Source organism: Pseudogulbenkiania subflava DSM 22618 (assembly GCF_900177275.1).
Taxonomy (GTDB): Bacteria; Pseudomonadota; Gammaproteobacteria; order Burkholderiales; family Chromobacteriaceae; genus Pseudogulbenkiania; species Pseudogulbenkiania subflava.
Genome location: NZ_FXAG01000005.1, coordinates 15285 through 37099, shown reverse-complemented (window position 1 = coordinate 37099; position 21815 = coordinate 15285). Strand labels below are relative to the sequence as shown.

The 21815-nt window shown below is 66.5% G+C and carries 21 protein-coding genes; 6 read left to right on the top strand and 15 right to left on the bottom strand.

Annotation, left to right across the window (positions count from 1 at the left end; all coding sequences use genetic code 11):
* Window positions 1-30 precede the first annotated feature (30 nt).
* The 5 genes from B9N72_RS06240 to B9N72_RS06220 are packed head-to-tail and all read right to left on the bottom strand — an operon-like array spanning window position 31 to window position 3797.
* Complete coding sequence (locus B9N72_RS06240; RefSeq protein ID WP_085275573.1) at window positions 31-756, bottom strand: lipoate--protein ligase family protein; 726 nt, start codon at window positions 754-756, stop codon at window positions 31-33.
* Window positions 757-758: 2 nt separating this feature from the next.
* Window positions 759-1460: a dihydrolipoamide acetyltransferase family protein gene (locus B9N72_RS06235; RefSeq protein WP_085275572.1), complete on the bottom strand. Its 702-nt coding sequence runs from the start codon at window positions 1458-1460 to the stop codon at window positions 759-761.
* A gap of 3 nt (window positions 1461-1463) precedes the next feature.
* The gene (locus B9N72_RS06230) at window positions 1464-1709 is read right to left on the bottom strand and encodes a biotin/lipoyl-containing protein (RefSeq protein WP_085275571.1); all 246 of its coding nucleotides are present in this window, start codon (window positions 1707-1709) and stop codon (window positions 1464-1466) included.
* A gap of 13 nt (window positions 1710-1722) precedes the next feature.
* Entirely contained in the window at window positions 1723-2760 is a 1038-nt protein-coding gene (locus tag B9N72_RS06225) for an alpha-ketoacid dehydrogenase subunit beta (protein WP_085275570.1), read from the bottom strand.
* Window positions 2761-2786: 26 nt separating this feature from the next.
* Window positions 2787-3797, bottom strand: a complete 1011-nt coding sequence (locus B9N72_RS06220) for a thiamine pyrophosphate-dependent dehydrogenase E1 component subunit alpha (RefSeq protein ID WP_085275569.1) — start codon at window positions 3795-3797, stop codon at window positions 2787-2789.
* A gap of 692 nt (window positions 3798-4489) precedes the next feature.
* Here B9N72_RS06220 and B9N72_RS06210 point away from each other — a divergent pair.
* From B9N72_RS06210 to pcaG, 5 genes are all read left to right on the top strand, one after another.
* A complete protein-coding gene (locus B9N72_RS06210; protein WP_085275567.1) occupies window positions 4490-6163 on the top strand; it encodes a PHA/PHB synthase family protein in 1674 nt (557 codons plus the stop codon).
* Window positions 6164-6493: 330 nt separating this feature from the next.
* Window positions 6494-6835 (top strand): zinc ribbon domain-containing protein YjdM, encoded by a 342-nt coding sequence (locus B9N72_RS06205; RefSeq protein WP_085275566.1) that lies wholly within the window; start codon window positions 6494-6496, stop codon window positions 6833-6835.
* A gap of 112 nt (window positions 6836-6947) precedes the next feature.
* A complete protein-coding gene (locus B9N72_RS06200; protein WP_085275565.1) occupies window positions 6948-8843 on the top strand; it encodes a putative bifunctional diguanylate cyclase/phosphodiesterase in 1896 nt (631 codons plus the stop codon).
* 291 nt (window positions 8844-9134) lie between these two features.
* Window positions 9135-9875 carry a protocatechuate 3,4-dioxygenase subunit beta gene (gene pcaH, locus B9N72_RS06195; protein ID WP_085275564.1) on the top strand — a complete coding sequence of 247 codons (741 nt, stop codon included), beginning with the start codon at window positions 9135-9137 and terminating at the stop codon, window positions 9873-9875.
* Window positions 9872-10501 (top strand): protocatechuate 3,4-dioxygenase subunit alpha, encoded by a 630-nt coding sequence (pcaG, locus tag B9N72_RS06190; RefSeq protein WP_085275563.1) that lies wholly within the window; start codon window positions 9872-9874, stop codon window positions 10499-10501. Before pcaH ends, pcaG begins: the two co-directional genes overlap by 4 nt.
* A gap of 132 nt (window positions 10502-10633) precedes the next feature.
* Here pcaG and B9N72_RS06185 read toward each other — a convergent pair whose 3' ends face one another.
* Together B9N72_RS06185 and B9N72_RS06180 are read right to left on the bottom strand one after the other, a co-directional pair.
* Window positions 10634-13159, bottom strand: coding sequence for a PEP/pyruvate-binding domain-containing protein (locus tag B9N72_RS06185; protein WP_085275562.1), 2526 nt, complete (start codon window positions 13157-13159; stop codon window positions 10634-10636).
* A complete protein-coding gene (locus tag B9N72_RS06180) occupies window positions 13156-13806 on the bottom strand; it encodes a TetR/AcrR family transcriptional regulator (protein WP_085275561.1) in 651 nt (216 codons plus the stop codon). The genes B9N72_RS06185 and B9N72_RS06180 overlap by 4 nt, the downstream gene beginning before the upstream one ends.
* Window positions 13807-13960: 154 nt before the next feature.
* Between B9N72_RS06180 and B9N72_RS06175 the strand changes: the two genes are divergently transcribed.
* Window positions 13961-14911, top strand: a complete 951-nt coding sequence (locus B9N72_RS06175; protein ID WP_085275560.1) for a LysR substrate-binding domain-containing protein — start codon at window positions 13961-13963, stop codon at window positions 14909-14911.
* Between the two features lie 78 nt (window positions 14912-14989).
* Here B9N72_RS06175 and B9N72_RS06170 read toward each other — a convergent pair whose 3' ends face one another.
* From B9N72_RS06170 to B9N72_RS06135, 8 genes are all read right to left on the bottom strand, one after another.
* On the bottom strand, window positions 14990-15418 hold the full coding sequence (locus B9N72_RS06170; RefSeq protein WP_085275559.1) for a universal stress protein: 429 nt from the start codon (window positions 15416-15418) through the stop codon (window positions 14990-14992).
* Between the two features lie 15 nt (window positions 15419-15433).
* Complete coding sequence (locus tag B9N72_RS06165) at window positions 15434-16171, bottom strand: TerC family protein (protein WP_085275558.1); 738 nt, start codon at window positions 16169-16171, stop codon at window positions 15434-15436.
* Between the two features lie 218 nt (window positions 16172-16389).
* The gene (gene pcaC, locus B9N72_RS06160) at window positions 16390-16776 is read right to left on the bottom strand and encodes a 4-carboxymuconolactone decarboxylase (protein WP_014087559.1); all 387 of its coding nucleotides are present in this window, start codon (window positions 16774-16776) and stop codon (window positions 16390-16392) included.
* A 31-nt stretch (window positions 16777-16807) separates the two neighbouring features.
* Window positions 16808-17587: a 3-oxoadipate enol-lactonase gene (gene pcaD, locus B9N72_RS06155; protein WP_085275557.1), complete on the bottom strand. Its 780-nt coding sequence runs from the start codon at window positions 17585-17587 to the stop codon at window positions 16808-16810.
* A 2-nt stretch (window positions 17588-17589) separates the two neighbouring features.
* On the bottom strand, window positions 17590-18933 hold the full coding sequence (locus B9N72_RS06150) for a 3-carboxy-cis,cis-muconate cycloisomerase (protein ID WP_085275556.1): 1344 nt from the start codon (window positions 18931-18933) through the stop codon (window positions 17590-17592).
* Window positions 18934-19050: 117 nt separating this feature from the next.
* Complete coding sequence (gene pcaF, locus B9N72_RS06145; RefSeq protein ID WP_085275555.1) at window positions 19051-20253, bottom strand: 3-oxoadipyl-CoA thiolase; 1203 nt, start codon at window positions 20251-20253, stop codon at window positions 19051-19053.
* 8 nt (window positions 20254-20261) lie between these two features.
* A complete protein-coding gene (locus B9N72_RS06140; protein WP_085275554.1) occupies window positions 20262-20918 on the bottom strand; it encodes a 3-oxoacid CoA-transferase subunit B in 657 nt (218 codons plus the stop codon).
* A gap of 12 nt (window positions 20919-20930) precedes the next feature.
* Window positions 20931-21614, bottom strand: coding sequence for a 3-oxoacid CoA-transferase subunit A (locus B9N72_RS06135; RefSeq protein WP_085275553.1), 684 nt, complete (start codon window positions 21612-21614; stop codon window positions 20931-20933).
* Window positions 21615-21815 lie beyond the last annotated feature (201 nt).

Genomic DNA, 21815 nt, shown 5'->3' with positions numbered 1-21815 from the left:
TGTTGCTTGCACTACCCTTGCACTCGCACTTCAGGTCGGCCCGGACGGGTCCCCCAGGCTCGCCCACAGCCGCTGCTGCAAAGAGCACAGCAAAGCCAGCGGCGACAGCGTCTCGCCGGCCTCGTCCACGCAGCAGGTGTTGCCGTCGGCCAGCCGTTGCGCCTCGTCTGGCGGCCGCCCGAAGGCACGGCACAGCAGGGCCCAGTCGGTCCGGCCAAACAGCAGGCCGGCGACGAACAGCACGCCGGTGCGCCGCCGCACCTGGGCGAGCCCCACCAGCTTGCGCCGCCCCACCACCACCTCGCCGGGCGAGAATCCGCCGTAGCAGGCCCAGCCGATATCCGGGTCGGCCTCGCGCTGCAAGTGGCGCGCCGTCTCGGGGGTCAGTACCGCGCTGGTGATGCCGACTTCTGCCAGCGCCGCGCGGTAGGCTTCGCCCAGCCAGTGGTAGCTCAGCGCCGGTGGCTGCTGCGCGTAGCGGTGCCCGAGCGGCAGCAGGATCGAGGCGCTCAGCATCCCCGGCCCGACCAACACCGCACCGCCGCCGGCATCGCGCGCGGCAAGATCGAGTCCGGCACGCTCGCGCACCGTCTCGGGCGACACCAGCCGGCGCTGCGAGCAGCCCAGCACCAGCGCCGGCTCGCGGTAGCCCCAGAAGCGGATGGCCGGCGCCGTCACCGGCTCGGCCAGGTGGCGCCGGTTCCAGGCCTGCTCCTCCTCGGCCGAGATGATGTCCAAGGTGAGCGGCGCGTCCATGGCTAGAGCTCCTCGGCGCTTTCCAGGCGGCGCTTGAGGTCGCCCAGGAACAGCGCCGCCGGGTAGCCGTCCACGGCGCGGTGGTCGAACACCAGGCTCAACCCCATCAGCGGTGCCGGCACGATGGCGCCGTGACGCACCACCGGCTTGTCGATCACCCGGCTGACACCGAGGATGGCGACCTGCGGCGGATTGATCACCGGCGAGAAGCCGTCGATGTCGGTCATGCCGAGATTGGTGACAGTGAAGGTGCCGCGCTGGAACACGCCGGCGCCAAGGCTGCCGTTGCGCGCCCCCTCGGCCAGCCGGCGTGACTCGGCGGCCAGCTCCAGCACCGACAGGTTGTCGGCCTGGCGGATCACCGGCGCCATCAGCCCGCCGGGCACGCTCACCGCCAGCGCGAGGTTGATGTCGTCGACCAGCTCGACCTCCTTGTCGCGCATCAGCGCGTTGAGGTGCGGATGCTCGCGCAAGGTCAGCGCCAGGGCGCGCAGCACGAAGGCGGTGAGTGTCACCTTGAAGCCGGGGTGCTCGGTCATCAGGCGGGCGCGTTTGAGCTGGCAGGCGGTGACGTCGACCTCGGCCCACATCGCCACGCGCGGCGCCTGCCAGCCCTGGCTCATGTTGCGGGCGATGGCGCCGCGCAGGCCGGTGAGCGGGATGCGCTTCACTTCCGCGTGCGCCGTCTCTACAGCGGTGGACATGGCCTAGTCCTCCAGCACGATCAGCACCGCGCCGCGCGGAAAGGTCTCCTGAGCCGCCACCTTGATCGCCGCCACGGTGGCATCCACCGGTGCCATCAGCTCGTGGCTGGTCTTGACCAGCTCCACGGTGCCCAGCACCTGGCCGGCGGCGACGCGCTCGCCCACCGCCACGGTCCATTCGTCCACCAGCGCCTCGGTGCCGTCTTCCACGTCGGCCCAGGCCGCGTCGTCCAGAATGATGTCGATCATGTTGTGTTTCCTTTCACAGTCCGATGGGGGTAGCCAGTTGCGCCTTGACCGCGGCGACGATGCCGTCGACCTGCGGGATGACGTGCTGTTCGAGCGGGCGGCTGAACGGGATCGGCACGGCGTCGACCGCGAGGCGGCGCACCGGTGCCTTCAGACGAACGCTATCGAGGTGCTCGGCCACCAGCGCGGCGATCTCGCCGGAGAGGCCGAAGTGCAGGTAGTCCTCGTCGGCCACCAAAAGGCGCCCGGTCTTGGCGACCGAGGCGAGCACCGTCTCGGTGTCGAGCGGGACGATGGTTCTCAGATCGATGATTTCGGCGCTGATGCCTTCTTCGGCCAACGTGTCGGCCGCCAGCACCGCCTTCTGCACCATCTGGCTCAGGGTGACGATGGTGACATCCGTGCCTTCGCGCACCACGCGCGCCTTGCCGAAGGGGATGGCGTAGGCTTCTTCGGGCACTTCGTTGGTGCTGCCCTCGAAGTAGGACATCCACGACAGGCCCATGATGCCCTTGTGGTAGCAGTACACCACCGGGTTGTCGTCGCGGATCGCCTGGATCATCAGGCCCTTGGCGTCGTAGGCGTTGGACGGCACCACCACCTTCATGCCCGGCATGTGGGCGAAGCTGGCGTAGAGGCACTGCGAGTGCTGCGCAGCATCGTTGTAGCCGCCGCCGATGCCGGTCATCACCACCGCCGGCAGCGTGAGGTTGCCGCCCGCCATGTAAGTGTTCTTGGCGAGATGGTTGTAGATCTGGTCGAAACAGACACCGAAGAAGTCGACGAACATCAGCTCGGCGATGGGGCGCAGCCCCTCGGCGGCGGCGCCGATCGCCGCGCCCATGAAGGCGGTCTCGGAAATCGGCGTGTCCATGATGCGTTCCTTGCCGAAACGCTCGTAGAGGCCGGTGGTGGCACTGAAGATGCCGCCGTATTTGCCGACGTCCTCGCCCATCACGAACACGCGCTCGTCGCGCTCCATCTCCTGGCCGATGGCCTCGGAAATGGCCTGCGCCATGGTCAGCGTGCGGGTTTTCTGTTGCGTAGTCATGCTCTCTCTCCTCGCTGTGCGCTGACTTAATCGACAAATACGTGCTGATGGGCTTCGGCCACGTCCGGGTAGGGGCTGTGGCGGGCGAAGTCGAACGCCGCCTGCACCTTGGACCGGATTGCCTCGCGCAGCTCGGCGTCGCGCGCGTCGTCGAGCAAGCCCTGCTCGCGCAGCACGGCACCCAGCGCCGGGATCGGGTCGTGTTCGCGCAGCGCCTTCACCTCGCCCTTGGGACGGTAGGTTTCCGGGTCGCCCTGGAAATGGCCGTAGTAGCGGTCGGTCTTGACCTCGATCAGCGTCGGCCCCTCGCCGCGGCGGGCGCGGTCGATGGCCACACCGGCCGCCTCGAACACCGCCAGCGCGTCGTTTCTCTCCACCAGCACGCCCGGCATGCCGTAGCCGGCGGCGCGGTCGGCATTGCTGGCGATGGCGGTCGAATCGCCCTTCTCTACCGAGATGCCGTACTTGTTGTCCTCGCACACGAACACCACCGGCAGCTTCCACAGCGCCGCCAGGTTCAAGGCCTCGTGGAAGGCCCCCTGGTTGGCCGCGCCCTCGCCGAAGAAGGCGATCGCCACCCAGTCCTTGCCGAGCTTCTTGGCCGCCAGCGCCGCGCCGCAGGCCTGCGGCGCGCCGGCGCCGACGATGCCGCTGCAGCTGAACTTGTGCGCCGGATCGAACAGATGCATATGCCCGCCCTTGCCACGCCCGAGCCCGGTGACCTTGCCGAACATCTCGGCGGTCATCTCGTTCAGCGGCACCCCCTTGGCGATGGCGAAATGATGCGGACGATGTGCGCCGACCACGCTGTCCTCGTCGCGCAAGTGGGCGCACACCCCCACCGCCACCGGTTCCTGCCCCGCCGCCAGGTGCATCTCCCCTGGCACCGGTCCGGCGCCGATGTCGAAGGCCAGACCCTTCTGGATCTTGGGCGGCAGTTTGCCCTCCAGATAGACCTTGGCCATGGTCTCTTCGTATTCGCGAATCTCCACCATCGTCCGGTACATCCAGAGCAGGCGGTCTGATGTCGTTTCCATGTCTCTCGTCCTCCTTTGCGAACGTGTTGCCGGAGCCTCTCGTCGATGCACTGCGCGACTGTCACGGACACCGAGCTCCTGGTCCCTTAATGGCAAGAACGGTGCCAGCTCCGCCGCGACGGCCAGCCAGCGGCGCGAAAATCCATTTATTCGATTAAAAATCAGATGGTTACAGGAAAATAACTAGTCCGAGCGACATCCGGCACGCAGCGCCGGCGTCGATTTCAAGGAGGGAAATCGAGAAAAAGGGGAAAGAAGGCTGCGACAGCTGTCGCATTGCTACGGCCGGATTGCGACAGGTGCCACAGACATGACCGTCGCGGTGGTCATGACGGGATGGGGGCCGGTGCGGCGGCGGCGCGTTCGCAGATTGAATTAGCCAGTTTAAGGTTCTTTAATTAACTTCACTCTCGCATCACACCGCGCACCGCACACACCCGGTGCCGACGCAGGAGCACGGCGTCGTCAGCCGGCGGGCAGCCGCATGCCCCGGGCACGGCGTCGCACCTCAGACCTGGACCAAGAGCCTGTCCACGGTCTTGTTGCGGCGGGAACAGACCTTGAACCGGCTCTTAAGGGTAACGATCATGACCACACCGCGTTCTTCCGCCGGCGCATCGCCCCAACCGGGTCGCCCGCCAGCCATGCCAGCGGACGACGAGCCACCCGCCCCGCACGCGTCGGAAGCGCGGATGGACGGAACCGCCGGCACCATCGACCCGCTCGGCATCGCCACCCCGATCATCCAGGCGCAGCTCGGCTGGCTGCTGCACCCGCAGGAGCTGACCGCGCGCCTGACCCGGCTGTCATCCGACCTGTGGCAGCTGCAGCGGCACAGCTGGCAGCGCCAGCTCGGCTTGGCGGACGCCGATCCGATCCCGGCCAAGGCCGACGACGACCGCTTCGCCGACCCGATCTGGTCCGACTCGCCGGCGTGGGATCTGGTCAAGGAGTGGTATCTGGTCTACACCCACCACACCCAGGACATGCTCTACGACACCCCCGGCCTCGCGGACAAGGAACGCCGCCGCGCCGCCTTCTGGTGGCGCAACTGGCTGAATACGGCCGCCCCCACCAACTACCTGTGGAGCAACCCGGTGGCACTGCGCAAGGCGCTGGAGAGCCGTGGCGAGAGCCTGGTGCAGGGATTCCAGAACTTCCTCGCCGATGCCCGGGCCGGCAGCGTGCGCATGACCGACCCGGAGGATTTCGCGGTCGGCGTCAATCTCGCCACCACACCCGGTGCCGTGGTGTACCGCAACCGCCTGCTCGAGGTGATTCACTACGCCCCGCGCCAGGCGCAGGTACACGCCGAGCCGGTGGTGATCGTCACGCCGTGGATCAACAAGTTCTACGTGCTCGACCTCACTCCGAAAAACAGCATGATCCGCTTCCTGCTCGATCAGGGGCTGGACGTTTTCATCACCAGCTGGAAGAACCCGGACGCCTCGATGAGCGAGGTGCGCTTCGACGACTACCTCACCGAGGGCGTCGACACCATCGTGCAACTGGCCCGCCAGTTCAGCGGCAGCGCCAAGGTCCACGCCGTCGGCTACTGCATCGGCGGCACCGCGCTGGCGATGTACCTGGCCTGGGCCAACCGGCACTATGGCGCGGACGCCACGCCCGTGGCCGACGCCACCTTGCTCACCACGCTGATCGACTTCCACAAACCGGGCGACATCGAGGTCTTCATCGACGACACCAGCGTGCGTCACCTGTGCACGCGGATGGAACAGCAGGGCTTCCTCGACGGCAAGGACATGGCCGCGGCGTTCCGCCTGCTGCGCACCAACAGCCTGATCTGGCACTACGTGGTGCATGGCTGGCTGTACGGCGAAACGCTGCCCGCCTTCGACGTGCTGTACTGGAACATGGACACCACGCGCATGCCGAAGGCCATGCACGCCTGGTACCTGACCGAGCTCTACCTCAACAACCGGCTGATCGTGCCCAACGCGCTGACGGTAGCCGGCGAGATGCTCGACCTCGCCGCGATCGACCAGCCGCTGTACGTGGTGTCCGCCGAGGACGACCACATCACGCCGTGGGACCAGACCTTCAAGATCATCAACCACGGCATCGGCGAGAAGCGCTTCATCCTGTCGAGCTCCGGCCACATCGCCGGCATCGTCAACCCTCCGGTCACCCCGCCCAAACGCCGCTACTGGGCCGACATCGCGCACCGCTCCGACCGCCCCGAGCATTGGCGCCAGCGCGCCGAGGAGCACCCGGGCAGTTGGTGGGAAGACTGGATGGCATGGCTCAAGCCGAAAGCCGGAGCGCTGATCGACGCCCCGCCCACTTCGACGAAGGAGTTTCCCGAGCTGGCGCCGGCCCCCGGCAGCTACGTGCTGGAGCGCTGAGCACCCCACGAATGGGGACGGTGGCGCCGCCGTCCGACAGGGTGTCAAGCGACAGGAGTTCAACTCCCGCCCTGTCCACGGCGCTCAATCGCGGCCGCTCCGGCGTAGCCACGAAGCCGCCGGCACCAACCCGGAGAGGCTAGCTTGTTAGAGAATCCCCTCTGGCAGCGTGCCTTTTTTGTCACCGTTTAGTAAAATTCGGTAGTAACACTCGGGCGCGACCGGGTTTTCACTGAAATTTCCTCATTCCTCACAAGCAGGCGGGCGCCGTAGCTGATCGGTCGTCCGTCTTCTTTACTTTCACCCTTGACCTCAGAAGCAGGATGCCACATGAGCAGTTTGCCCAAATGCCCCCAATGCAATTCGGAATACACCTACGAGGATGGCAGTCTTTATGTCTGTCCGGAATGCGCACATGAGTGGGCCAAAGACGCAGCAGAAGAAAGCACAAACGAAACACGCGTCATACACGATGCCAACGGCAATGTGCTGCAAGACGGCGACACGGTTACCGTGATCAAGGACCTGAAGGTCAAGGGCTCTTCGCTCGTAGTGAAGGTCGGCACCAAGGTCAAGAACATCCGCTTGATCGAAGGCGATCATGATATCGACTGCAAGATCGACGGCATCGGCGCCATGCAGTTGAAATCCGAGTTCGTGAAGAAAGCCTAGCTATCGAACGGCGAGGCATGCCGTCGTACGCTCGCCCTGCTCCTCCCAGCCCCGTACAAAGCCGTTTTCCCGTCCCGACCTATACTGAAAAGTACGGTTGGAGGCAAAGATCATGGCAAGATCCAAGGTCACGGAAAACGGCGCCATCGGGGCCAGCTGCGTCACCCCGGACGACTACGCCCGCCTGTACCGCGCGCTGCGCACCCTGAGCGCGGGTAACCGGGCGCTGGCGCGGGCGCCGGACGAGCAAACCTTGCTGCAGGACATGTGCAACGCCATCGTCGAGCAAGGCGGCTACCGCATGGCCTGGATCGGCTACATCGAGCACGACGAGCACCAGACCATCCGCCCGATGGCGCACGCCGGTGTCGAAGAAGGCTTCCTGCAGTTGCTCGACCTGACCTGGTCCGAGCAGAGCGCCACGCCATCCGGCCTCGCCATCCGCACCGGCACGCCGCAGGTCGGCCACGACGTCCTGCACGACCCCGCCCTGGCCAAACTGTTCGAGGAGCAAAAACGGCGTGGCTACGCCGCGGTGAGCGCCTATCCGCTGGTGATCGACGGCGAGATCGGCGGCAACCTGAGCATCGTCTCCAGCGAGTACAACGCTTTCGGTGAGGAAGAGCTGCGCGTGCTCAGCGAGTTGGCCGAAGACGTCGCCTACGGCATCAGCGCCCTGCGCAGCCGGGTGCGCCACCAGGAAGTCGAAGCGGCCATGCACCGCATGGCGTATTACGACCAGCTCACCGGACTGCCCAACCGTACCCTGTTTCTCGATCAGCTCGGGCGCATGATTGCTTCCTCGAGCCCTCCTTTCCGACCGTTCACGGTGGGCATTCTCAACGTCACCCAGTTCAGGGAAATCAACGACGTACTGGGCTACCAGCAAGCCAACGAACTCTTGCTGCAGGTGGCCGCCCGCCTGCAGCCGCAGATCGACCAGGGCTATTTCCTCGGGCGCGTGAGCGACAACGAGTTCGCCATCCTGCAGCCCAACACCGACGCCGAGCGCGCCTCGCAAGAGGCGGTGCGGTTGTTGCGCCAGTTCGACGAGCCGCTCACCGTGGCCGGCGTCCAGGTCGATGCCCGGTTGCGTATCGGACTCTCGCTGTTTCCGGGGCACGGCCAGGAGCCGGACGCGCTGATGCGGCGCGCCACCATGGCGTCGCGCCAGGCGTTGCGCTCGGCGGTGAACTACACCATCTTCAACGGCAGTCTCGACAAGGAATGCACCCGCCACGTCTCGCTGATCGCCGAATTGCATCATGCCATCGAGCATGACGAGCTTCGCCTCTACTGCCAGCCCAAGATTCAGTTCGACACCGGCAAGCTGTGCGGCGCCGAAGCGCTGGTGCGCTGGCAGCACCCCGAGCGCGGGCTGGTCGAACCCGACCTCTTCATCAAGCTGGCAGAGCAGGCCGGCATGATCACCTCGCTCACCCATTGGATACTGGAAGCGGCCTTCCGGCATATCTACACACTGGAACAGGCCGGGCGCCCCAGCCCGCTGGCGGTCAACCTGTCGGCGCGCGACCTGCTCGACCCGCGCCTGGCCGAGCGCATCCGCGGCCTGTTCCTCACCTGGGGCATCGACCCCGCCCACCTGCAATTCGAACTGACCGAAAGCGCCCTGATGGACGACCCCGGCGGCGCGCTGGCCACGCTCAATCAGCTCAAGGCGCTCGGGGTGCAACTGGCGGTGGACGACTTCGGCACCGGCTATTCCAGCCTGAGCTACCTGCAGCGGCTGCCGGCCGACACCATCAAGATCGACCAGTCGTTCGTCGGCGCGATGATCGCCGACCAGGAGTCGGACACGATCGTACGCTCGACCATCGACCTGGGGCACAACCTCGGGCTACACGTGGTGGCCGAAGGCGTGGAAAACCGCGACATCTGGAACCGGCTGGCGACGCTGGGTTGCGACATCGCCCAGGGCTACTTCGTCAGCCGGCCGATCCCGGTCGAGCAGTTCGACAGCTCGTGGCACGCCACGCTCGCAGCCTGACCCCGGCCCGCCCGCTCAGCCCACCCGCCGCACCAGCCAGGATGGCATGTCACTCTGCGCGCCACAGCCGATAAGCCGGCGATGGCAGCGCGTCGCCACGGCGCCACAAAACCATAATTAAAGGTTATGGATAATTCGACAATAACTCATTATCCATAACATTGTTTCTTACATAAACTCTCCCTACCGACCTTGCTGCACATCAAGCACTCGCAAGATCAGGCAACAGGGTGAGGCAACACGCAGTACCAGCCCCACCCAAAGATAGTGGCACCTACCAAGGAGACATGCATGAACCGCTCTAGCGATCAGTACGGCGAGTTCTACCAGCGCGACCGCAGCGTGCACCCGCCCGCTTACGCGCCCGACTACAAGACCAGCATTCTGCGTTCGCCCAAGAACGCCCTGATTTCGCTGCAGAACTCGCTGTCGGAAATCACCGGCCCGGTGTTCCGCCAGGACGAACTGGGGCCGCTCGACAACGACCTGATCCTGAACTATGCCAAGGACGGCCTGCCGATCGGCGAGCGCATCATCGTGCATGGCTTCGTGCGCGACGAGAACGGCCGCCCGGTCAAGAACTCCCTGGTGGAAGTGTGGCAAGCCAACGCCGGCGGTCGCTACCGCCACAAGAAGGACCAGTACCTGGCGCCGATCGACCCCAACTTCGGCGGCTGTGGCCGCGTGCTGACCGACGACAACGGCTACTACTTCTTCCGCACCATCAAGCCCGGCCCGTACCCGTGGCGCAACCGCGTCAACGACTGGCGTCCGGCGCACATCCACTTCTCGCTGTCGGGCGACGGCTTCGCCCAGCGCCTGATCACCCAGATGTACTTCGAGGGCGACCCGCTGATCGCCACCTGCCCGATCGTGCGTTCCATCAACAACGAAGAAGCCGTGCGCACTCTGATCGCCCCGCTCGACCGCAATGCCTTCGTGCAGCTCGACAGCATGGCGTACCGCTTCGACATCGTGCTGCGTGGCCGCCGTGCCACCTTGTTTGAAAACCGCATCCAGGGGGCGAAATGATGGTCAACCAGTTCAACTACCTGAAAGAAACCGCCTCCCAGACCGCCGGCCCATACGTGCACATCGGCCTGGCGCCGCACGCCGCCGGTTTCGACATCTTCGAGAACAATTTCTCCAACGTGCTGACCACCCCCGCTACCCGCGGCGAGCGCATCCGCATCGAAGGCAGGGTGATCGACGGCTCCGGCACGCCGCTGCGCGACGTGCTGCTGGAAATCTGGCAGGCCAACGTCGATGGCCGCTACAACCACCCGGCCGATACGCAGGACAAGCCGCTCGACGACAGCTTCCGCGGCTGGGGCCGCGCCTGCTCCGACTTCGAAAGCGGCCTCTATACCTTCGAAACCATCAAGCCGGGTGCCGTCGAGGGCCGCCACGGCCGCACCATGGCCCCACACATCAACCTGTGGATCGTGGCGCGCGGCATCAACATCGGCCTCAACACCCGCATCTACTTCTCGGATGAAGCCGAAGCCAACGCCAAGGACCCGGTGCTCAACCTGATCGAATGGGAAGTGCGCCGCAAGACGCTGATCGCCCAGCGCGAAGAGCGCGACGGTGACGTGGTGTACCGCTTCGACGTGCGCATCCAGGGCGACAACGAAACGGTGTTCTTCGACGTCTGATCCTCCTCACTTGCGTTTCTCCCTCGAGTTGTTCAGGGGCCGCTCAGCGGCCCCTTCTTTTTTGCAAGATCCGGTTGGCCGAACGCGTCACGCGCCCCCCTGAAACGCCTGGCGCGACGGGCCCGCCCCCGGCTACGTCGCCTGGCCCGCCGACCTTTCCATCGTATTCCGGCCCAGGTGGCGCACCTCGCCGCTCAGGCCGTCGACTTCGATCTCGTCGCCATCCTGCAGGGCATCGAGGATGCCTGGCAGGTTGACCACGGCCGGCAGGGCGAATTCGCGGGCGACGATGGCGCCATGCGAGAGATAGCCGCCGGTTTCGACCACCAGTCCGCCCGCCCTCAGGAAGAGCGGCGTCCAGCCGGGATCGGTCGATGGCGCGACGAGAATCTCGCCGGCCTGCAGGCGCCCGCCGTCGGAGGGGTGGCGCAAAATGCGTACCCTGCCCTGCACCCGCCCCGTGCCGGTGGCGACGCCACGCCAGCGATGGCTGCCGTTGCCGACTCCCGACGGCGAAGCCTTGGCAGGCAGCGTCGTACCGGTCGCTTCGACCAACAGGAACTCCGGCGCCTCTTCTGCCTGCCACTGGCGGAACAACGCCTGCCGCGCCGCGATGCGCGCCTGCAGGCCGGCGGCAGGGGTCTGCCCGCTCATGGCGGCGCGCTCGGCTTCGCAAGGCAGCAGCCAGAAAACATCCTCCGCCGTCTGCAGCCAGCCCTGCGACTGCATCCAGGCGGCGGCGCCCAACCAGGCGTGGCGCACCGCGTCGAGACTGGCGATCAGGGCGCTGCGCGCCGCCTCGCGCTGGTTGGATTCGCGATTGGCGGCCTTGACCAGCCCCTTGATGAACACCGTCTTCCACCACGGCGCCTGTTGGCGCAGGCGTTGCCAGGCCGCGTCGGCGGCGGCCTGCTGGCGCGCCGCTATCGCTTTCTCGTCGACTTGGGCCAGCGCCGGGAGTTGTTCGAGAATCGTCTCGGGCTGTTCGCGCCAGCGCGGCGAGCCGATATAGGTCTCGTAATGGCCGCGATGACCGTATTCGTCGAGAAAGGCGGCAAACGCGCGGGCAAACTCGGGGTGGTCCTGCGGGCTGTGGCCGCAGCGGGCCGCCAGGCGGGCCAGTGCCAGCAACGCGTAGCCCTGCTGCGCCGTGACACTGGCTTCGCCGCCCGCCAGCAGGGCGGCGCCCAGCGCCGCCCCTTCGCCAGGGAAGGTTTTTTCCAGCGTCTCGACCAGCAGGGAGAGGCTGCCGCCCCCCGACCCTTGCAGGAACAGCAGATCGACTTCCTCCCGCGCCGGCCGGCACAGCTGCTGCAGCCGTTCACGCCAGCCCGCGGCATCACAAGGTGGCGTCTGCCCCAGGGCCTGGCGGGCGTTTGTCCGCACCCGGGCGATGGCCGCTTCACCGCGTCGGCGTACGGCCGGCGCCCCCAGGGCGTAGCGCAGGATGCGCCCCAGGCGTCGCAGCCGTGTGCCGAACGTGGGCGGATTCACCGAGATCGCCGGCTGATGGCCGCCCAGCAGCGTATTGAAATGCTCGGGGGTCAACCCGATGGCGTCCCAGCCTTCCCACTGCATGATGGCCGCTTCGAGGTAGAGCCGGCCGTGAAACAGCCCGGCACGCTGGACGCCTGGCAACAGCGGGTAGCCGGCGAGCTTCCAGCCCTGCTCCAGCAGGTGGTTGACGCCGCGCCGGGAGAAGCTCCAGTCCATCGGCTGCAGCGGCTCGGGCATGATTTCGCGGGTATTGCCGCGCGTCCAGATCGACGGCTGGCCTTGCAATGCGGCATAGGTACGACGCGGCCGCCGTGTCACCGGCCGCGCCTGGGTCAGCCAGAAGCGCGTGCCGTCCCAGACCCATTCGAGATCGTAGAAAGGCGCGACGAAGTCGAGCGCGACGGCGGCGTCCCACAGCAAGGCGGCCAGCGCTTCGGCTTGCGCGGTATCGAAGACGGCCGCCGAGGCCTTGCCCGCGGGGACCGCGATGCGCACCGTGCCACCGCCCGCCGCGCTCATGCTCATCGTCGCCTTGCTGCCTTGGCGGCGCTCGATCAGGCGCCAGATGTCGCTGGTATCCTCGGCGAGAACGTATTCGTCACCCGCCGCCTCGCCCCCCACCAGCGACTCGCCCAGTCCCCAGTTGGCGTGCACGATCAGGCGATCCTCGCGGCCGCTGACGGGGTCGCACGTGAACGCGATGCCGGATGCCTCGGCGGCGAGCAGCGGCATTACGATCACCGCCATCGTCGCCGGCTGCCGCTGGCCGATACCCTGGCGATAGGCGCATGCCGTGTCGCTGTCGAGCGACGTCCAGACCTCGGCGATCGCCGCCAGCAACGCGGGCAGGCCGCACACATTGAGGCAAGTGCGATAGATGCCGGCGAACGAGGCCATCGTCGAATCTTCGCCCACCGCCGACGAGCGCACGGCGAGCGGGCGGTCGAGCCAGCCCCGTTCGGCCAACGTTGCGGCCAGCTGCGACGCCAGTTCCTCCGGAAACGCGCCGTGCCGCGCCTCGCTCCAGCGCGCCGGAATCGCGACGAAATCCGGTACCGGCAGGCCGAAATGGCGCAACTGCGCGAGTTGCCAGGCCTTGCCGCCGACTGCGGTGGCGCCCAGCGCGAGGATCTCTGCTTCATGGATGATGGCCGCCGTCATACCCGTACCTCCAGGCCGCCGAAGAAGACATCGAGCATGCTCTCGAACTCGCCGGGCAGCGAGGACGCCGCCTCGGTCAGCCAGCGCAGCAGGGCGGCGAGATAGAGGAATTCGAGGTACACCGCCAGCACCGTGGGGCTGACGTCACGGCGGAAACAGCCGGCCTCCTGGCCGTCGGCGATCAAGGCCGTGAAGATCCGCTCCAGACCGCTGCGTTGGCGGTCATCGTTCGGATGGCGCGGCTCGGCCAGGCGGTATTGCACGTAGGGCAGCAGGTAGCGGCGGTGCCGTTCCGACCATTCGGCGCTCAGCGCGAAGAACCGGCGCAGACGGGCCGCGCCGGGCGCTTCGGCCTGGATCACCGGCACCAGCCCGGCCTGGCTCTCGCGCAATTCACGGTGAAAGCGATGGCGCAGCAGCGCCTCCTTGACCGGGAAGTGCTTGTACAAGGTGCCCTTGGCGACATCGGCGGCCTCGGCGATACGTTCCATGGTCACCGCTTCGTAGCCTTCTGCCTCGAACAAGGCCCAGGCGGTGTCGGCGAGATGGTCGAGTTGTTGCTGGCGCTTGCGTTCGCGCCGGCCGGTTTGCGCCGCCGACAGTTCGTCTGGCGTCGGGACGACGGAGTTGGACAGGTTGCCGGGCATGGCGACACCCCATAAAAATATAGACGATATCTATTTTTATACGTCGTTCAGTTTTTATCAAGGCCACGCAGCCATGGCACCCGCCCACCCTCGAAAACCGGCATCGGAATTCATGGAAATTGCCACGACACGGCTTCTTTCATAACATCAGGCTATGGAAAATGACCGTTTCACCAGCCGCATCCGGCTGCGCCACCTGCATTGCTTCGTCGCCGTGGCCCAGGAGCAGAACCTGGGGCGTGCCGCGGCGCGCCTGATGCTGAGCCAGCCGGCGGTCTCGAAGACCCTGGCCGAACTGGAAGAGATCGCCGGCAGCCGGCTGTTCGAGCGCGGGCGGCTGGGTGCCACGCTGACGGAAGACGGCGAGGCGTTTCTGGTGCATGCGGTCGCGGTGCTCGACACCCTGGGCGCGGCAGGACGCGCCGTGCGCAAGCATGACGCGCCGTCGCCGACCCTGCTGCGTATCGGCGCCCTGCCCACCGTGGCGATCGACCTGCTGCCGCTGGCGCTGGGCGAGTTTCGCGCCAACCGCCCGCACACCTCGGTACAGGTGCAGACCGCCGCCAACGCCCCGTTGCTGGCCAGTCTCAAGGCCGGCGAGTACGACTTGGCGATCGGCCGCATGGCCGATCCGGAAATGATGGTCGGATTGAGTTTCGAACTGCTCTACGTCGAACCGGTGATCATGGTGACCCGACCCGGCCACCCGCTGCTGGTCGACGGCCCGCCCTCGCTCGAAGCGGTCCTGGACTACCCGCTGATCGTCTCGCCCAAGGGCACGACCCCGCGCCACAACACCGAGAGCTTCCTGCAATCGCGCGGCCTGCGCCTGCCCGAGAGCCTGGTGGAAACCTTGTCGGTGTCGCTGGCGCGGCTGCTGGCGCTGCGCTTCGATTACGTGTGGTTCATTTCGGCGGGAGCGGTGCGCGACGATCTGGAACGGGGCCTGCTCACTCGCCTGCCCCTGGCCACCGGCGGTACCGAGGAGCCGGTGGGGCTGCTGACGCGCAGCGAGGGCCGGCTGTCGATGCCGGCCCAGGAATTGATCGCCACCCTCCGCGATTCCGCGGCGCGGCAACGCGAGCGCCTGAAGGGCCAGGAATAAGCCCCCGCCGGATGCCTCGATGGCTCCCGGCGGGGGCTTCGTTGCGTATCGAGATGACAGGCTGCCGGCGGCGCTCGCCTACTTCGCCACGGTCACCGGGATGTCGGCCAGCCGGATGACTTCCGACGTCACCGACCCCAGCAGCAGATGGCCGATCCCGCTGTGGCCGTGCGAGCCCATGACGATGGTGTCGATGCCGCGTTCGCGCGCGAACTGGGTGATGGTTTGCGCACTATGCCCCACCGCGACGTGCGACGTGCAAGCGATCCCGGCCTGTTCCAGCCGCTCGCGCCCTGCCTTGAGCGCCGCCTGGCCTTGTTCGCGGTAATACTCCTGCAGATCCTCGTGGCTGATGAACATGCGCACGTGGCCGGATTCGAGCGGTATCTGCACGTTGAGCAGATGGACGTCCAGATCGCCCGCGGCGGCATGCAGCCGAAGGAGGTAGTCGATGGCGCGCAGCGACGGCTCGGAGCCGTCCAGTGCCACCAGAATTCGCATCGTCATGACAGATTCCCCCAGTTAGTCTTTGCCGCTGCGCGGCGTCTCGCCGCTCAGCGCGATCTCGTTGAGTGGTGCGGCGGCAGCCCGTTTTGCCAGCTGCGTGCCGACGGCCACCACCAGCACCGCGCCCACGGTGCCCGAGACGTAGTGCAACCAGTGCGGCGCGTCGGCCAGGTACGGCTTGACCATCACGTCGCCCAGCACCATGTCGCCGGCGATCCAGCCCAACAGCGCCGCACCCAGCGTGATCACCAGCGGGAAGCGGTCCATCAGCTTGAGCACGAACTGGCTGCCCCAGACGATGATGGGAATGCTGATGGCGATACCGAACGCCACCAGGCCGAGCTCGCCCTTGGCGGCGCCGGCCACGGCGATGACGTTGTCCAGGCTCATCACGGCGTCGGCCACGATGATGGTCTTAATGGCGCCCAGCAGATGGGTGCTGCCTTCGACGTTGGCGTGGCCGTCGCCGTCTTCCGGCTGCAGCAGTTTGACGCCGATCCACAGCAACAGCAGCGCGCCCCCCACCTTCAGCAAGGGCAGCGCCAGGAGCTGCAGCGCAAAGAAGATCAGCACGATGCGCAGGGCGACGGCGCCGGCCACGCCCCACAGAATGCCTTTGCGGCGCTGCGCTTCGGGTAGTTTGCGGCAGGCCAGTGCGATCACCACGGCGTTGTCGCCGCCCAGCAGGATGTCGATGGCGACGATCTGCAATACCGCCAACCAGAACGTGGCATCGAACAAAAATTCGAGCATCTCGTAAATACCTTATTAAATAAACAAAACCGGCTCCGTATTGCCCCTTGTTTCACCGGGTACTTGCGCGCCCAGAGGATCAGGTGTCGGCCCAATACTGAATTCTACGCGAACAACGCTTTCAATCCGCTTGCAACGGCGCATGTTATTGGACCGCCCAAGTAACAAAGCCGGGCTCTCGGCCCGGCTCATCTTGCTGACGAACATACCACACGGGTCTAGCCCTGCGCCTCCATCTCGGCGAACACCGCTTCGGCCAGATGGAAGGCGGCGTTGGCGGCGGGCAGGCCGCAATAGATACCGGACTGCATCAGGACTTCCTTCAGCTCGTCGCGCGTCACGCCGTTATTAAACGCGGCCTTCAGGTGCATGCGCAACTCGTCTTCGCGGTTGAGCGCAATCAGCATGGCGATGGTGATCAGGCTGCGGCTGTGGCGCGGCAGGCCGGGACGGGTCCAGATGTCGCCCCAGGCGTAGCGGGTGATGAACTCCTGGAACTCGGTATTGAAGTCGTTGCGCTTGGCCAGGGTGCGGTCGACGTGGGCGTCGCCCAGCACGGCACGACGCACCGTCATACCGTTCTCGTAGCGGTCTTTTTCATCCATTTATTTATGATCCTCGATGGGGTGCAGCCGCTCAGGCGAGCAGGAAATCCACCACGGCACGGTTGAATTCGGTGGCGGCTTCGACGTTGGAGAGGTGGGAGGCGTCCAGTTCCACCCCTTTCGACCCGGCAATCTGCTCGACCAAGTAGCGCGCATCCTCGGTAGTGGTCACCGGGTCATGCCGGCCGCTGATCACCAGCGTCGGTACGCTGATGCGGGCGACGTCCTGACGCAGATCGGCCTTCTCCAGCGCATCGCAGCACGCGGCGTAGCCGGCCTGCGGACTGGAGCGTAATTGTTGAAGCAGCATGTCGACCAGCCCCGGCTGGTGCTGGATGAAATGCGGGGTGAACCAGCGGCTGGCGGCGCCATCGGCCACCTCGGGCATGCCTTCGTCACGCACCAGGCGGGCACGGTCCTGCCAGCCCTCGGCGGTGCCGACGCGTGCGGCGGTGTTGCTCACCACCAGCTTGTTGAGGCGCTCGGGAGCATTGACACCCAACCACAGGCCGGTGAGCCCCCCCATCGAAATACCGCAGAAGTGCGCGCGCTCGATATCGAGTGCATCCAGCAGGCCCAGTACGTCGCGGCCGAGCCTGTCGATCGTGTACGGGCCGGGCACCGGGGTCGATTTGCCATGACCACGGGTGTCGTAGCGGAGCAGTTGGAATTTCCAGCGCAGCGCGTCCAGCTGAGGCGCCCACATGTCCATGGTGGTGCCGAGCGAGTTGGACAGCACCAGCACCGGCGCACCAGCCGGGCCGTCCAGATCGTAGTTGATGGTGCAGGTATCGAGTTTGATGGTAGACATGATCAGTTTCCTGCCAGTGCGGCGGTCAGTACGCGCTCGATCAGCGCGTCGGCAACGCCGATGTAGTTGACGGGGTCCAACAGGTGACTCAATTCTTCATAGGACAAATGCGCGGTGACGCGAGGCTCCTGTTGCAACACGTCCTTCAGGTGACGGCCTTCGCTGAGTGCCTGGCGGCACTTCTGCTCCACCAGCTTGTGCGCATCCAGCCGCCCGAGCCGCTCGCCCAAGGCCATCGTCACCGCCTCGGCCATGATCAGGCCGCCGGTCTTGTCGAGGTTGGCGCGCATGGTGTCGGCATGGACCTCGAGCCCCTCGACCAGCTCCGCGCTCACGGCCAGGGCGCCGGCCGACAGTCCGATCAGCTCGGGCAGCGCCTCCCATTCGGCGTGCCAGCCGCCGAGGCCGCGCTCGTGCTCCTGCACCATCGCCGCGAACACGGTGCCGACCAGCCCCGGCACGCGCACGGCGGCGGACAGCACGATGGCCGAGCTCACCGGGTTGCGCTTGTGCGGCATCGTCGAGGAACCACCGCGGCCGGCACCAGCCGGCTCGAACACTTCGGCCACGTCGGTCTGCATCAGCAGCGACACGTCGCGCGCCAGCTTGCCCAGCACCCCGGTCAGAGTGCCGAACCAGGCCGCCACTTCGGCGACGCGGTCGCGCTGGCCGTGCCACGGCGTGGCGGGCAGGGTCAAATCCAGTTCTTCGGCCAACCTTTGACCGACAGCGAGGCCGGCATCGCCAAGCGAGGCCAGCGTGCCGGCGGCACCGCCGAACTGCACTGCCAATACGCGCGGCTTGAGCTCGGCCAGCCGTTCGCGCTGACGCAGCAGCGCGTCGAGGGTGCCGGCGAGCTTGAGACCGAAGGTGGTGGGCAGCGCGTGCTGCATCCAGGTGCGCCCCACCATCACGGTGTGGCGGTGCTCGGCCACGCGCTGCGCCAGCGCCGCGATCAGCCGCTCCAGATCGGCCTCGACCGCGACCAGCGCCTGCTTGAGCTGCAGCACGAAGCCGCTGTCGATGGCGTCCTGGCTGGTGGCGCCCCAGTGCACGAAGCGCGCTGCCGCCTCATCGGTGGCTTTGACTTGCGCGGTCAGGTGCTTGACCAGCGGAATCGCCAGGTTGCCGGCGCGCGCGGCATCGGCGGCGATACCGTCCAGGTCCAGCCGCTCGGCGCGGCAGGCCGCCTCGATCGCAGGCACCGCAGCCGGCGGGATCACGCCAGCCGCCGCTTCGGCACGCGCCAGCGCCGCCTCGAAGTCGAGCATGCCCTGCACCGTGGCGGCGTCGCTGAAGGCGGCCTGGCATGCACCACCCCGGAACAAGGGGTCCAGGAGTTTCATTCTTGGCTTTCCTTGAAAAGCCGACAGGCCCGGCCGGTTTGGGCGAGCCTGTCGGCGTCGTTGCAACGGGTTTTCACCCTTGCGGCGTGGTTAACGACTAACGACACGCCCTATGCATCATACGCGTTCGATGATCAGCGCGATGCCCTGCCCCACGCCGATGCACATGGTGCACAGCGCGTAACGGCCGCCGGTGCGGGCCAGCTGGTACGCCGCCGTGGTCACCAGGCGCGCGCCGGAGGCGCCGAGCGGGTGGCCGATGGCGATGGCGCCGCCGTTCGGGTTGACGCGGGCGTCGTCGTCGGCCAAGCCGTGGTCGCGAGTCACCGCTAGGGCCTGCGCGGCGAACGCCTCGTTCAGCTCGATCAGGTCGATCTGGTCCAGCGTCAGGCCGGCCTTGGCCAGCACCTTGCGGATCGCCGGCGCCGGGCCGAAGCCCATGATGCGCGGCGCCACGCCAGCGGTGGCCATGGCCACGATGCGGGCGCGCGGAGTCAGGCCATAACGGCCGGCGGCGGCTTCGTTGGCCAGCAGCACGGCGCAGGCGCCGTCGTTGACGCCGGAGGCGTTGCCGGCGGTCACGCTGCCATCCGGGCGCACCACACCCTTCAGCTTAGCCAATGCTTCCGGCGTGGTGGCACGCGGGTGCTCGTCCTTGGCGAACACGATGGCCTCGCCCTTCTTCTGGGCGATGGTGACCGGGATCAGTTCATCGGCAAAGCGGCCGGCTTCGTGCGCGGCGGCGTAGCGCTGCTGGCTGCGCAGCGCGAAGGCGTCCTGGTCGGCGCGGCTGATGGCGAAGTCAACGGCCACGTTCTCGGCGGTTTCCGGCATCGAATCCACGCCGTACTGCGCCTTCATCAGCGGGTTGACGAAACGCCAGCCGATGGTGGTGTCCTCGATCTTCATATTGCGCGAGAAGGCGGTATCAGCCTTGCCCATCACGAAGGGGGCGCGGCTCATGCTCTCGACGCCACCGGCGATCATCAGGCTGGTTTCGCCGCTCTTGATGGCGCGCGCGGCGATGCCGATGGCGTCCAGGCTGGAGCCGCACAGGCGGTTGACGGTGCTGCCCGGCACGTCTTGCGGCAGGCCGGCCAGCAGCGACGACATGCGCGCCACGTTGCGGTTGTCTTCGCCGGCCTGGTTGGCGCAGCCGTAGATCACGTCGTCGATGGCGCCCCAGTCGACGTTGGGGTTGCGTTCGATCAGGGCCTTGATCGGCAAGGCGCCCAGGTCGTCGGCGCGCACCGAGGACAGGGTGCCGCCGTAGCGGCCGAACGGGGTGCGGATGGCGTCGCAGATGTAGGCGTTTTCCATGCTTGTCCTTATGCGGCGGCGGCCAGCGAGGCCATCTTGAGGGGAACCGGGACGAGGCGCTGCAACTCGTCGAAGCTGTTGCCTTCGACCAGCTCGCGCACCACCAGACCATCCGGGGTGACGTCGATGACGGCCACGTCGGTATAGATGCGGTCGACGCAGCCCACGCCGGTCAGCGGATAGCTGCACGCCTCGACCAGCTTGCTCTCGCCGGTTTTGGTGAGCAGGTCCATCATCACGAACACCTGCTTGGCGCCGACCGCCAGGTCCATGGCGCCGCCGACCGCCGGGATCGCCCCCGGTGCGCCGGTGTGCCAGTTAGCCAAGTCGCCGCGGGCCGACACCTGGAAGGCGCCCAGCACGCAGATGTCGAGGTGGCCGCCGCGCATCATCGCGAACGAGTCGCCGTGGTGGAAGAAGCTGCCGCCTTCGAGCAGCGTCACCGGCTCCTTGCCGGCGTTGATCAGTTCCGGGTCCTCTTCGCCCGGTTCCGGCGCTTCGCCCATGCCGAGCAAGCCGTTTTCGCTGTGCAGGAAGATTTCGCGCTCTTTCGGCAGGAAGTTGGCCACCTTGGTCGGCAGACCGATGCCGAGGTTGACGTAGGAGCCTTCGGGGATGTCGCGGGCGACGCGTTCGGCCATCTGGTCACGGGTGAGTTTGTTCATGTCGCTACTCCTTTACGCCGCTTGCGCCACGGCGTTGCCGATGGCGACGACGCGCTGCACGAAAATGCCCGGGGTCACGATGACTTCGGGGTCCAGGTCGCCCAAGGGCACGATTTCGGACACCTGCGCGATGGTGACGCCAGCCGCCGTCGCCATGATCGGGCCGAAGTTGCGCGCCGCCTTGCGGTAGATCAGGTTGCCCCAGCGGTCGCCCTTCAGCGCCTTGATCAGCGCGAAGTCGGCCTTGATCGGGTATTCCAGCACGTAGTGCTTGCCATCGATCTCGCGCGTTTCCTTGCCTTCGGCCAACAGCGTGCCGTAGCCGGTCGGGGTGAAGATGGCGCCAAGACCAGCGCCGGCAGCCTGGATGCGCGCGGCGAGGTTGCCCTGCGGCACCAGTTCCAGCTCGATCTCGCCGGCGCGGTAGAGCGCGTCGAACACGTGCGAATCGGCCTGACGCGGGAACGAGCAGATGATCTTCTTGACGCGGCGGGCCTTCAACAGCGCGGCCAGCCCGATGTCACCGTTGCCGGCGTTGTTGTTGACGATGGTGAGGTCTTTCGCGCCCTGCGCGATCAGCGCATCGATCAGCTCGGCCGGCTGTCCCGCCGTGCCGAAGCCGCCGATCATCACGGTGGCACCGTCGAAGATGCCGGCCACCGCCTCCTCAAGGGAGGCAACGGTCTTGTCGATCATGGTCTCGCTCCCGCCCCACCCTTCTATATAGAGGGTGAGATCCTTTGCTTGGGTTGATGAACATGCCCGGCCAGACGGCGCCAACCACAAAACGGGCGCTGACCGAACACTGCGTCTATTAATGAACACAATGTAGGGTTCGCCATACCCAGCGTCAAGGGCGATTATCGAAGTATAGTGCGACTATCGCACAAACATTTC